Origin of the sequence: Nocardia sp. No.11, from assembly GCF_038752175.1 — a bacterium.
In the GTDB taxonomy this organism is placed as follows: Bacteria; Actinomycetota; Actinomycetes; order Mycobacteriales; family Mycobacteriaceae; genus Nocardia; species Nocardia canadensis.
The window spans coordinates 1-11,414 of the sequence record NZ_JBCGFB010000049.1; the positions used below are offsets into that span (position 1 = coordinate 1).

The 11,414-nt window shown below is 71.3% G+C and carries 12 protein-coding genes and 1 pseudogene; 6 read left to right on the forward strand and 7 right to left on the reverse strand.

Annotated features, from left to right (window positions below; genetic code table 11):
* A partial coding sequence (locus V8688_RS16920) for a DMT family transporter (RefSeq protein ID WP_342801193.1) occupies positions 1-562 on the forward strand: 562 nt, incomplete at its 5' end.
* On the opposite strand, the gene V8688_RS16925 is transcribed toward V8688_RS16920, so the two are convergent.
* Positions 495-1,175, reverse strand: a complete 681-nt coding sequence (locus tag V8688_RS16925; protein ID WP_218719760.1) for a TetR/AcrR family transcriptional regulator — start codon at positions 1,173-1,175, stop codon at positions 495-497. The genes V8688_RS16920 and V8688_RS16925 overlap by 68 nt on opposite strands.
* A 144-nt stretch (positions 1,176-1,319) precedes the next feature.
* Here V8688_RS16925 and V8688_RS16930 point away from each other — a divergent pair, with 144 nt between their 5' ends.
* Together V8688_RS16930 and V8688_RS16935 are read left to right on the forward strand one after the other, a co-directional pair.
* The gene (locus V8688_RS16930) at positions 1,320-2,894 is read left to right on the forward strand and encodes a succinic semialdehyde dehydrogenase (protein WP_218719759.1); all 1,575 of its coding nucleotides are present in this window, start codon (positions 1,320-1,322) and stop codon (positions 2,892-2,894) included.
* Positions 2,895-2,928: 34 nt separating this feature from the next.
* The gene (locus V8688_RS16935; RefSeq protein ID WP_218719758.1) at positions 2,929-3,756 is read left to right on the forward strand and encodes an SDR family oxidoreductase; all 828 of its coding nucleotides are present in this window, start codon (positions 2,929-2,931) and stop codon (positions 3,754-3,756) included.
* Positions 3,757-3,862: 106 nt separating this feature from the next.
* On the opposite strand, the gene V8688_RS16940 is transcribed toward V8688_RS16935, so the two are convergent.
* Together V8688_RS16940 and V8688_RS16945 are read right to left on the reverse strand one after the other, a co-directional pair.
* Positions 3,863-4,666: a putative protein N(5)-glutamine methyltransferase gene (locus V8688_RS16940; protein WP_342801194.1), complete on the reverse strand. Its 804-nt coding sequence runs from the start codon at positions 4,664-4,666 to the stop codon at positions 3,863-3,865.
* A gap of 45 nt (positions 4,667-4,711) precedes the next feature.
* A complete protein-coding gene (locus V8688_RS16945) occupies positions 4,712-5,584 on the reverse strand; it encodes a YdcF family protein (protein ID WP_218719756.1) in 873 nt (290 codons plus the stop codon).
* 169 nt (positions 5,585-5,753) lie between these two features.
* Between V8688_RS16945 and V8688_RS16950 the strand changes: the two genes are divergently transcribed.
* Positions 5,754-6,605 carry a bifunctional 5,10-methylenetetrahydrofolate dehydrogenase/5,10-methenyltetrahydrofolate cyclohydrolase gene (locus V8688_RS16950; RefSeq protein ID WP_218719755.1) on the forward strand — a complete coding sequence of 284 codons (852 nt, stop codon included), beginning with the start codon at positions 5,754-5,756 and terminating at the stop codon, positions 6,603-6,605.
* Between the two features lie 25 nt (positions 6,606-6,630).
* Here the strand turns inward: V8688_RS16950 and V8688_RS16955 are convergent, their stop codons facing one another.
* From V8688_RS16955 to V8688_RS16965, 3 genes are all read right to left on the reverse strand, one after another.
* The gene (locus V8688_RS16955) at positions 6,631-7,704 is read right to left on the reverse strand and encodes a hypothetical protein (protein ID WP_218719754.1); all 1,074 of its coding nucleotides are present in this window, start codon (positions 7,702-7,704) and stop codon (positions 6,631-6,633) included.
* A gap of 107 nt (positions 7,705-7,811) precedes the next feature.
* Positions 7,812-8,564: a L,D-transpeptidase gene (locus tag V8688_RS16960; protein WP_218719753.1), complete on the reverse strand. Its 753-nt coding sequence runs from the start codon at positions 8,562-8,564 to the stop codon at positions 7,812-7,814.
* 160 nt (positions 8,565-8,724) lie between these two features.
* Positions 8,725-9,078, reverse strand: a complete 354-nt coding sequence (locus V8688_RS16965; RefSeq protein WP_308248565.1) for a helix-turn-helix domain-containing protein — start codon at positions 9,076-9,078, stop codon at positions 8,725-8,727.
* Between the two features lie 38 nt (positions 9,079-9,116).
* Here V8688_RS16965 and V8688_RS16970 point away from each other — a divergent pair.
* Positions 9,117-9,479, forward strand: a pseudogene (locus tag V8688_RS16970) (zinc-binding dehydrogenase); the annotation flags it as partial.
* Positions 9,480-9,504: 25 nt separating this feature from the next.
* Here V8688_RS16970 and V8688_RS16975 read toward each other — a convergent pair.
* Complete coding sequence (locus tag V8688_RS16975; protein WP_218719752.1) at positions 9,505-10,164, reverse strand: cyclodeaminase/cyclohydrolase family protein; 660 nt, start codon at positions 10,162-10,164, stop codon at positions 9,505-9,507.
* A 150-nt stretch (positions 10,165-10,314) separates the two neighbouring features.
* On the opposite strand from V8688_RS16975, the gene V8688_RS16980 reads away from it, so the two are divergent.
* Entirely contained in the window at positions 10,315-11,352 is a 1,038-nt protein-coding gene (locus V8688_RS16980) for an LLM class F420-dependent oxidoreductase (protein ID WP_218719751.1), read from the forward strand.
* The last annotated feature ends 62 nt before the right edge of the window (positions 11,353-11,414 follow it).

The window sequence follows — 11,414 nt, forward strand, 5'->3', positions numbered from 1 at the left end:
GGCGATCGCCGGCCTGGCGATCCTGGTCGGCGTGCCGGCACCGGAGGCGGCCGGGCTGTACGCGGGGGCCGCGCTGGCCCTGGTCGCGGCCACCGCCTTCGCCGCGGTCACCCTCGTCACCGCCCGCCCCGTTCCCGGCCTCGACGCGGTGACCGCGACGGGCTACGGATTCCTCGGCGGCGCAGCCCTTCTCGCCTGCCCCGCCGCGACGACCGGCCTCGCGATCAGCCCGGCACCCGCGAACCTGCTGGCCGTCACCGTCCTCGGCCTGGTCCCCACCGCCGTCGCCTACGGGCTCTTCTTCCACGGACTGCCCGCCGCGGGCGCGTCGACGGCCGCGATCCTCACGCTGCTCGAACCCCTCACCGCGACTCTGCTCGCGGTGGTTCTCCTCGGCGAGCGATCGACCCCCGTCGCCTGGACCGGCGCGGCCCTGCTCGCCGTCGCTCTGGTTGTCACCGCCACCGCCCAGGAGGCGCCGACGTCGGCGGAACTCAGGGTTCGGGGAACAGGCCGGGGAGTTCCATGGCGTAGGAGAGGTCGTCGCGGGTGCCGAGGGTGACCAGCAGGACGCGGATCATCGTGACGCGCGCTTCGGAGTCCAGCACGGGATCGGGGTCGGAGCCGGGTTCGGTGCCCATGGTCAGGCGGTAGACGACGTATTCGCACACGTGCAGGGCGGTGTCCATGTCCAAGGGCGTGGGCACGGGACGGCCCAGCTCGACGAAGGTCTTGCGGACCAGGGCGCGGATGTCGTCGAGGGCGCGTTCACGGTAGGCCGACACCAGCGAGCCGGGATCGTGCAGTTCGGCGAACAGCGGGCGCAGCATCGGTCCGTGCCCGCGCGCCCAGTCGATGAAGGCGTCGATCAGCCGGATACCCAGCTGGACCGGCTCGTCGGTGCCCGACAGCGCGTCGCGGATCGCCCCGACCAGGCCGTCGTTGGACGCGGTGAGGACCACGTGCAGCGGCTCGGACACATTGCCGAAGTAGCGGTAGAAGGTGGGCCTGGCCAGGCCGGCCTGTTCGATGATCTGGGCGACGCTGAGCCCGCGCGACCCGTTGCGGGCGAACACGGCGGCCGTCGCCTCGACGATCCGGGCACGGACCTCTTCGGCCTGCTCCTGGGTCTGCGGTGGACGCCCACGGCGCACCGTGGCGGAATCACCGGACATCGCACCTCCTCACAACCGCGAGACGTCCACGGAAAGCTTGACACGGCACCGGCCCGAACCATTAATCTAACACTAGTGTTCAGCAAATAGCCGAACCTGCGCGATCGCTCCGCGCGACCCATCTGTTGAGGAGAAGGGCCGACAATGACGACAGCCCCCGAGCTGACCGCCGAACCCACCGCGCTGCCGACCGCGCTGGTCAAGCCCCTGTTCGACCGAGGAGTCGCGGGTGGCGCGCCGTCGGTGCCGATCTTCGCCCCCGCGACCGGACACAAGATCGGCGACCTGCCGCAGTCCTCGATCGCCGATATCGACCGCGCGTTCGCCGTGGCCCGCCACGCCCAGCGCGACTGGGCCAAGGTGCCGGTCAAGCAGCGCGTGGAGATCCTGCGCCGCTTCCACGACATCGTGCTGGCCGAGCAGGACACCATTCTCGACATCGTGCAGACCGAGACCGGCAAGTCCCGCCCGCACGCCTTCGACGAGGTCGGCGACGTCGCGCTGAACTCGCGCTACTACGCCGCCGTCGCGCCCAAACTGCTCGCCGACCGCAAGCCGCGCGGCGTGCTGCCGGTGCTCACCTCCGTCGAGGTGCGCAACCGCCCCAAGGGTGTCGTCGCGGTGATCTCGCCGTGGAACTACCCGCTCGCGCTCTCGGCCTCCGACGCCCTGCCCGCCCTGGTCGCGGGCAACGCCGTGATCGCCCGGCCGGACAACCAGACCGCGCTCTCGGCGCTGTGGGCCATCGACGCCGCCGAACGCGCCGGGCTGCCGCGCGGGCTGTGGCAGGCCGTGCTCGGCCGTGGTCGCGAGATCGGCGGCGACGTGATCGCCCGCGCCGACTACGTCGACTACACCGGCTCCAGCGCCACCGGCCGCACCATCGCCCAGCAGGCCGGTGAGCGCCTGATCGGCTACTCGCTCGAGCTGGGCGGCAAGAACCCGCTGCTCGTGCTGGCCGACGCGGACGTCTCCAAGGCGGCGAAGCTGGCCGTGCGCGCGTGCTTCTCCTCGGCGGGCCAGCTGTGCGAGTCGATGGAGCGCATCTACGTCGACGCCACGGTCTACGACCAGTTCGTCGCCGAGTTCGTCGGCAACGTCAAGAACATGACCCTCGGCGGCGACCTCGACTACAGCAAGGACATGGGCTCGCTGACCTTCCAGCGTCAGCTCGACACCGTCACCGCGCACGTCGACGACGCCGTCGCCAAGGGCGCCAAGGTGCTCGCCGGTGGCCGCGCCCGTCCCGATTTGGGCCCGTACTTCTACGAGCCCACCGTGCTCGCCGACGTGGCGCCCGGCATGACGGTCTACCGCGAGGAGACCTTCGGTCCGGTCGTGTCGGTGTACAAGGTCGACTCCGACGAGGCCGCCATCGAGGCCGCCAACGACACCGCCTACGGCCTCAACGCCAGCGTGTGGAGCAAGGACGCCGAGCGCGGCAAGGCCGTCGCCGCCCGGATCAACGCCGGCTCGGTCAACGTCAACGAGGGCTTCATCGCGGCCTGGGGCAGCGTCGACGCGCCGTCGGGTGGTCTCGGCATCTCGGGTCAGGGCCGTCGCCACGGTCCCGAGGGGCTGTTGAAGTACGTCGACACCCAGACCATCGCGGTCCAGCGGGTGCTGCCGATCGCGCCGCTGCCGGGCATGTCCGAGCAGATGTGGGCCAAGACCATGACGCTGGTCTTCGGTGTCATGAAGACACTGCGCCAGAAATAGCGCGTACGGAAAACGAAGCAGGGGTAGGCATTTCATGAAACTCGATTCGGTCGCGGGCAAGCGGGTGCTGGTCACCGGCGCCGCCATGGGCCTGGGCAGGCTGTTCGCCGAGACGGCGGTCCGCGAGGGCGCCGACGCGGTGGTGCTGTGGGACATCAACGAGCTCGCGCTGCGCGAGACCGCGGCGCAGCTGACCGCCCTGGGCGGCAAGGTGCACCATCACGTCGTCGACGTGTCCTCGCAGGATTCGATCCGCGAGGCCGCCGAGGCGGTGCGCAAGGAGATCGGCGGGATCGACATCCTGGTCAACAACGCCGGGATCGTGCGGGGCAACACCTACTTCTGGGAAACCGAGAACCGCGCCGACATCGACAAGACCATGGCGATCAACTCGCTGGCCCCGATGTACGTCACGTTGGAGTTCCTGCCGGGCATGGTCGCCGGTGCCGGTCAGGCGCGCATCCTCAACATCGCGTCCTCGGCCGGTCTGGTGGCCAACCCGCGCATGGCCGTCTACGCCGCGTCGAAGTGGGCGGCGCTGGGCTGGTCGGATTCGGTGCGCCTGGAACTCGAGCAGGCGGGCCACGACCACGTGAAGGTCACCACGGTCTGTCCGACCTACATCAACACCGGCATGTTCGACGGCGCCAAGGGCATCCTGTTCACGCCGATGCTCGAGCAGAACGACGTCGTCGAGACCTCGTGGCGGGAGATGAAGAACGGTGGCGCCCTGGTGGTGCTGCCGTGGACCTCGCGGATGAACCGCGCGCTCACCGGTCTGCTGCCGATCAAGGTGCGCGACTTCTACCTCAACGCCGTCGGCGTGTACCACTCGATGGATCAGTTCACCGGCCGCAAGTAGCCGCTCGGACCACCACGATGCCCCCGCCGACCCCGTGTCGGGCGGGGGCATCGCCGGTTAGGCGCGCGGTGCGCGTCACGGCATCGACTGCCCTGCGCCGTCGTCGTCAGGCCGCGCGGGTACCGACAACGACGGTCGCGTAGTACTCCTCGGAGTGTTCGACGCGCGGCGTGAGACCGTGCCCGGACAGCACCGCGCACGCGGTGTCGACCTGTCCGGTCGAGGTTTCCACCAGCACCGTGCCGCCGGGCGCGAGCCAGTTCGCCGCGCCCTCGGCGACCCGCCGGAACACGTCGAGCCCGTCCGCGCCGCCGTCCAGGGCGACCAGCGGTTCGTGCTCGCGGGCCTCCGGCGGCATGTCGGCCACCCGCTCGGTCGGCACATACGGCGTGTTCGCCAGCAGGACGTCGACGCGGCCGCGCAGATCACCCGGTAACGCGTCGAACAGATCCCCGCCGAACACCGGCGCGCTCAGCGGCGCGAGATTCTCCCTGGCGCAGGCCACCGCCACCGGATCGATATCGGCGGCGACGAGCTCGACATCGCAGCCGCGCGCGGTGAGTTCGGTGGCCGCGCTCAGCCCGAGTGCCCCGCAGCCGCAGCACAGATCGACCACGCAGGCCCGCGCCGTTCCCGGCGCGATCCCGGCCACCGCCCGCTCGACCAGGAACGCGGTGCGCTGACGGGGCACGAAGACCCCCGGCCGCACGCCGACCCGCAGGCCACGGAAGGCGACCCAGCCGAGCAGATATTCGAGCGGAGTCCCCGCCACCCGCCGGGCCACGAGGTCGTCGAGGCGGGCGGGGTCGCCCGCGGCGGCCTCGATCAGCAGCGCGGCCTCGTCCTCGGCGAAGACGCAGCCCGCGGCGCGCAGTACGACGACGACGTCGTCGAGGGGGGAAACAGTCATGCAGCGATTGTCCCGTGCCGGACAACCGATTTTTCCCGCGCCGGATCAGCGCGCGCTGTCGAGCTCGAACGTGCGGGTCGCGTCCAGGTAGATCCCGCGCTGCGCGGCCCGCGCCGGCGGCGGCAGCTGCGAGACCAGCTGTTCGAGCGAGGTCATCGCGCCGACGACGTTCGTCCCGGCCACCAGGAAATCGGCGACCGCGCGGCGGATGTGGTTGGGCGAGGTCACCACCACGGCGCTGGTGGCGCCGAGATCGCGCAGCAGGCGGGTGCTGAACAGTGCGTTCTGCACCGTCGATCCGGCCCGGTCCTCGACGTGGATCCGCTCGTCGGGCAGGCCGCGGCCCACCAGCCAGCGACGCATCGCCTCGGCCTCGGAGATCCCGTTCTGCGGGTTGCCCCCGGTGACGACCACCGGCGAGAACGGCGCGGCGACCGCCTGCAGCCAGGCGGCGGTGAGCCGGTTCTCCAGTTCGGGCCGCAGCGCGCCGTCGGGCAGCAGGCCGTAGCCGAGGACGACGATGCCGGTCTGCGGACCGACCAGCGCGGGCAGCGGATTGGGCAGCGTCGCCGCCGCGGCGGTCACCGCGCGCAGCACGTTGGAGGTGCCCGCCGCCATGCCCGCGTCGACCGCGCCGAGCCGGGCCATCGCCTCGCCGACCGCGGCCGGGTCACCGGCGTAATGCGACCAGATGGCCTGCAGCGCGAGCGCGTCGACATCGTTGGGATCGGCGGCGATGAGGGCGCGCAGGTCGGCGCGACCGGCGTTGTCGTCACCGTCGGTGAAATGCCGCTGCGCGGAGTTGTAGAGCGCGGTCACGTCGGCTTCGGCGGCGGCCGGGGTGACGGTGGCGCTCGTGACCGCGGCGGCCGCGATGACGGCGGCGGCCAGCTGTTTCCAATGCCTCGAGATCTTCACGACAGTCGACACCCTTCCGCGAACGGTTCGGTACGTGCTGGGCAGAGCTGTGGCAGAGCTGCCGACACCCTACGGCCGGGTCCGGGTCGCACCGTGGAACCCGACGACGTTCCGCGCGTCGCCGCCCGGTGGTCGGGCGGACGGGTAGCGGCGGATAAGCTGACCCACCGTGGATACCGCTTCGCTGACCGGCAAGGAACTCGCCGCCGCCATCAACGCCGACACGAAGGAGCGCGCCGCCGCGCTCACCGCCGCGGGCACCGCGCCGACGCTGGCGCTGATCGTGGCCAACGACGACCCGGCCAGCGCCTGGTACGTGAACTCTCTGCGCAAGGCCGCCGAACGTCTCGGGATCGCCTGCGAGCGCATCGATCTCGGCGCCGACGCGAGCGCGGAGACGATCCGCGCCGAGCTGACCGCGCGCAGCGCCGACCCGGCCACCGCCGCGATCATGCTGCAGACCCCGCTGCCCGCAGGCGTCAGCCTCGACGACGTGAGCGCGTCGATCGCGGCGAGCAAGGACGTCGACGGTGTCAGCCCGCTGTCGCTGGGTCTGCTCGCCTCCGGCCTGGACGGGTTCGTCCCCGCCACCTCCGAGGCGGTGGTCGAGCTGCTGAAGCATCACGGCATCGCGCTGCAGGGGCGGGTGGTGACGGTCGTCGGCCGGTCCAACATCGTCGGCAAGCCGCTGGCGCAGCTGCTGCTGGCCGAGAACGCCACCGTCACCGTCGCGCATTCGCGCACCGCCGACCTGGCCGCGGTCACGACCCCCGCCGACATCGTGGTCGCGGCCGCGGGCCGGATCGGGCTGGTCACCGGCAAGCACGTCGGTGACGGTGCCGTGGTGATCGACGTGGGGACCAACGAATCCCCTGACGGCGGCATCGTCGGCGACGTCGACGCGGCCTCGGTCGACGGCAAGGCGGCGGCGCTGAGCCCCGTGCCCGGCGGCGTGGGCCCGGTGACCACCGCGCTGCTGATGCGCCACGTGGTCGTGGCGGCCGAGAAGGCCCGCGCCTGAGCGGCTTTCGCGTCCTCGGTCGGGTCTAGCGGACCGGCCCGATCGAGGTGATCAGGTACTTGCCGCCGACCTTGGCGGTGCCGACCAGCTGCGGGTTGTAGATGATCGGCACCGAGTCCGGCCGGTACTCGGTGATCACCACGAAGTACTGGCCGGCGAACGCCGCGGGCGTGATGCTCAGGCAGTGCGTCGTGCCCACCGGGATGGTGTCGATGCCCGCCTGGATATCGGCGCCCGACGGCAGTGCCGCGTCGCCGGACACCAGGGTGCGTGCCTGGTCACCCGACCGCGCGACGTAGTACGCGTGCTGGAACGCCAGGATCGCCGCGACACCGCTGTCGGTGCCGCCCGGCCCGTTGCCCTGGATCTTGCTGCCGACCAGCTCGGCGGGGCAGTTCCCGGCGACCGGGACCGCACCGGCCGGCGCGGGCTCGATCGTGCTGCTGGCCGCCGCGGATTCCGGTACGGGACCACGCAACTGGAGATAGCCGCCGCCGATCAGCACGGCACCGGCGACCGAGGCCGCGAGCGGGCCGACCCAGCGCGGCACGCGCTTGCGCCGGGAGCGGTCGATCATCCGCGCGAAGACCTCGTCGTCGCCGCCGTAGTCGGGCGTCGGCCGCGGCGGCAGCGAAACCGGTGTGGCGGCGACCCATTCGGGCTCGACGCGGTCGGGAGCCGGGGTGTCGGGGGTGATGATCGGCAGCCGGTCGGTCGCGGGGCCGTTGTCGGGTTCCGGCAGCGGCACCTCCGGAAGGGCATGGCGGGCACCGGGATCGAACGGTCCGCCGACGATCGGCAGCCGGTCGGTGGCGTAGCTGTCGGTCGGCACGATCCGGCCGGAGGACCGATCGGGCGCCACGTGCGCGGCCGACAGCGAGATCACCGGGATGCCGGCCGGTGTGGTCGGCCCGCCCTCGACGCGATGCCGGGCGCCGGCACGGGGCGGCGGATCGGACGGCTCGGTCAGCCGGCGGGGGCGCGGCGCACCCAGATCGCGACCGGGTCGCCACCGGGCGGCAGCGGTGAACGGACCACCGGCCGACCCGGGGTCGTGCTGTCGAGCCCCGATCGGTCTGTGTGCATCCGGTCGATCCATCGCCCCACCTTCATCAGGCTGTCGCCGTCAGGTTGTCTCGCAACGATTTCGTTACGGGCACGATACTGCTCTGACGGTGGGAACGCCGAATGCCACGAGGGAATTACTCACCAGTGAATGTAGACCGGGTCACCGATGCCGACGTTTTCGTAGTACCAGGCCGCGTCGTCGGGGGCGAGGTTGATGCAGCCGTGGCTCACATTGGCGTAGCCCTGCGAGTCCACCGACCACGGTGCCGAATGCACGAACACGCCACCCCAGGTGAGGCGTTCGGCCCATTCGCCGTCGATGATGTAGCCCTCGGGGTCGTCGAGCGGGATGCCGATCGTGCGCGAATCGAACACCACCGAGCGGAACTTCTCCAGCACCGTGAAGTTGCCGGTCGGGGTCTCGAAGCCGGGCTTGCCCATGGACGCGGGCATGTTCCGGACGACCTGGCCACCCATGCTCACCGTGAACGTGTGCGCCGAGAGGTTCGCCTCGGCGTAGACGCCGCCGTTGGTCTGGAACTCGGTGCGCTGGTTGCCGAACTGCACCGTGATCGGCGAACTCGTCGGCAGATGGCCCGTGGGGGTCCACTGCAACCGGGTGTCGTCGACCCAGGCGAAGGTGCCGGGCAGCGCGTCGGTCGAGCGGATCGCCGCGGCGCGCTCGGCGTTCGCCCGATCGGTGACCGGGGCGGCGAAGGTGAACGTGACCGGCGCGGCGACGCCGACGACCTGCCCGTTCGCCGGGGATATCGCGGTGACCGCCGGGGTCGGAGATCCTCCGATCAGGGCCGCGGACGCGGCTCCCGACCAGAATGCGGCGAGGAGTGCCGCCATGGTCGCGACGAACAGGAAACGAAGTGCGCTCTTCATAAACGCCACCCCTTCGGTCACTCGTAGGCGGATTCCAAGTCTAGGCCGCCATGATCAACTAGACCTATCGAAGTGATAACGGCCGACGGGTCCGACGGTGTGTCGGCTTGTGTTCGCGCAGGTGAGGGCTATCAGGCATCGATTCCACATCGATACCGGTTCAGCGGAACCCGCCGGGACGCGCCACCGGCGCGGGCGCGATCGCCTGAGCGGCGTCGAATTCCGCTCTGGCGGCGGTGATCTCGTGCTGGTGGTTCACCACACAGGCGACCACGGCATGGGTGATCCGGCTCAGGTCCGTCCCGAGCTCGGTGATCGAGTGCTCCACCCGGGGCGGCACCGTCGGATACACCGAGCGCCGCACGAGACGGTCGCGTTCCAGGTCACGCGAGGTTTTGGTGAGCATCTTCTGGGCGATGCCGTCGAGTCGCCCGCGCGGCTCGTCGAACCGCACCGGGCCGTCGGCCGCGCGCAGGGTACCCAGCACCAGCAGCACCCAGTTGTCGGCGAGCACGGCCGGCAGCTGCCGTGCCGGGCAGTTCCGCGTAGGTCGTGGGTACCGCGCGGGCCGCCGATCACGACTACCTGCGGGATCTCGGGATCGAAGAGCCGATCGATTACCGCACCACGGATTTCACCGCCGTGGTGCGCGAGGTCGACCTGGTCGGGGGAGAGAACACCGACCGGTCGCTGTGGGTGCTGAGCGCCGGTGGCCGGGTGCTCGCGGCCGAAGGCCCGCGGACACCCCCGGATGCGCGCGTCGACCGGTTCATCGTGAGCGCCACGACGGCCGCGCTCGACGCGCTCGCCGCCGCTGTCGACCGGGGCCGAGTTCGCGGTGCACGTCGCGACGAGCCCGCCGATCACGAACTCGCCGCCGCGCATCGGCGCGGCGAGTCCGGTGGGGTGCGCGGCAAGATCGTGCTCACCGCGGCCCGAGTCAGCCGCGCACGGCGTGCAGGACGTCGGCGTGCAGGGCGTCGGCGCGCGCGGCGATCGTGTCGACGCGCAGCAGTGCCGCGGCGAAGCCGTCGCCGAGGGCGGCGGGCAGCGAACCGACATTGATCTCGATGTTGAGCTGCGAGCTCATCGCCGCGGCGCGGGCGGCGTCGGCGGCCGCGCCGATGTCGGTGACCACGTTGGGGTTGCCGATCGGCAGCAGTTCGGCGGCCAGCGACAGGATCTCGTCGGCCTCGTCCACCACGGCGGCGGGCACCCGGGCGGCCTCGACCAGGGCGGCGTTGATCGCCTCGGTGCGGGCGGCGACCTCGGCCTCGGTGTCCTTGGGCAGCTTGTAGGCCGCGCCGACCGCGGTGAACGCGGCGGCGTCGGCATCGGCCAGCGCCAGCGACCTCGCGCGGGCGGCGTCGGCGGCCTCGATGATCCGCTCGACGATCGGCTGGTGGACCGCGTCCTTGGCCCGGGTCGTGTAGCGCGCGACCATCGCGACCAGCGCCGCGGCCTGGGCGGCGTGCAGCGCGGCCACGGCGCCGCCACCCGGTGCGGGGACCTTCGCGCCCAGCTCCGACAGATAGTGCTCCAGGGTCACCGCACCGAAGGAGGGGGCGATCTGCTGCGGCGAGGCGGTGGGCTGCGACACGACGGGGTGGCCTTTCGATGCGGCGAGAACTGCGTGGGAATCGTCGTCAACGCTACCGGGTGCCCACCCGCGTACCCCGCCCGACCAGCACCCGCGACGACAGACCGACCGGTCGGGGTGGCCGGGAACGGCGGGGCTATGTTGGGTGGCATGCGGATCGGATTGAGCATCAACTACTCGGGCGGGTTCAAGGAGGTCGCGGCCGAGGTCGCCGACCTGGAGCGCGCCGGACTCGACATCGTCTTCGTGCCGGAGGCGTACTCGTTCGACGCGGTCAGCGCCCTGGGTTTCCTGGCGGCCCGCACCGAGCGCGTGCAGCTGGCTTCGGGCATCCTGCAGCTCTACACCCGGACCCCCAGCCTCACCGCGATGACGGCCGCCGGGCTGGACTTCGTCTCCGACGGCCGCTTCATCCTCGGCATCGGCGCGTCCGGCCCGCAGGTCATCGAGGGTTTCCACGGTGTGCCCTACGACGCCCCCATCGGCCGCACCCGCGAACTCGTGGAGATCTGCCGCCAGGTCTGGCGCCGCGAGAAGCTCAACTACCAGGGCAAGTACTACCAGATCCCGCTGCCCGCCGACCGCGGCACCGGCCTGGGCAAAGAGCTCAAGCTGATCAATCGCCCCGTGCGTGAACGCATTCCGGTGCTGCTGGCCGCGCTCGGCCCGAAGAACGTCGAACTGGCCGCCGAGATCGCCGAGGGCTGGCAGCCGATCTTCTTCCTGCCGGAGAAGGCCCAGGACGTCTGGGGCGACGCGCTCGCCGCGGGCAAGGCCAAGCGCGACCCGGCGCTGGGCGACCTCGAGATCTTCGCCGGCCCCCCGCTGGCGATCGGGGACAACGTCACCCCGCTGCTGGAGTTCGTCAAGCCGCATCTGGCGCTCTACATCGGCGGCATGGGCGCCAAGGGCAAGAACTTCTATCACACACTGGCCACCAAGTACGGCTACGGCGCCGCCGCCGATCGCATCCAGGAGCTGTACCTGGCCGGTGACAAGCAGGCCGCCGCGCAGGCCGTGCCCGACGAGCTGGTCCGCGATGTGTCGCTGATCGGCCCGGAGAGCTTCGTCAAGGAGCGCATCGCGGCCATGGCCGCGGCGGGCGTCACCACGCTCAATGTCACGCCCCTGGCCGAGGACGCCGCGGGCCGGGTCAAGCTGATCGAGCAGCTGCGCGGCCTCTGCTGACCCCACCGACGACGAACGCGCCGCCGCCCGGAGAGATTCCCCGGGCGGCGGCGCGGTTCTCG

Excerpts from the sequence above, each read along its gene's own strand:
- V8688_RS16925 (WP_218719760.1), bottom strand. The coding sequence starts at position 1,175 with ATGTCCGGTGATTCCGCCACGGTGCGCCGTGGGCGTCCACCGCAGACC.
- V8688_RS16930 (WP_218719759.1), top strand. The coding sequence starts at position 1,320 with ATGACGACAGCCCCCGAGCTGACCGCCGAACCCACCGCGCTGCCGACC.
- V8688_RS16935 (WP_218719758.1), top strand. The coding sequence starts at position 2,929 with ATGAAACTCGATTCGGTCGCGGGCAAGCGGGTGCTGGTCACCGGCGCC.
- V8688_RS16940 (WP_342801194.1), bottom strand. The coding sequence starts at position 4,666 with ATGACTGTTTCCCCCCTCGACGACGTCGTCGTCGTACTGCGCGCCGCG.
- V8688_RS16955 (WP_218719754.1), bottom strand. The coding sequence starts at position 7,704 with ATGGATCGACCGGATGCACACAGACCGATCGGGGCTCGACAGCACGAC.
- V8688_RS16960 (WP_218719753.1), bottom strand. The coding sequence starts at position 8,564 with ATGAAGAGCGCACTTCGTTTCCTGTTCGTCGCGACCATGGCGGCACTC.
- V8688_RS16980 (WP_218719751.1), top strand. The coding sequence starts at position 10,315 with ATGCGGATCGGATTGAGCATCAACTACTCGGGCGGGTTCAAGGAGGTC.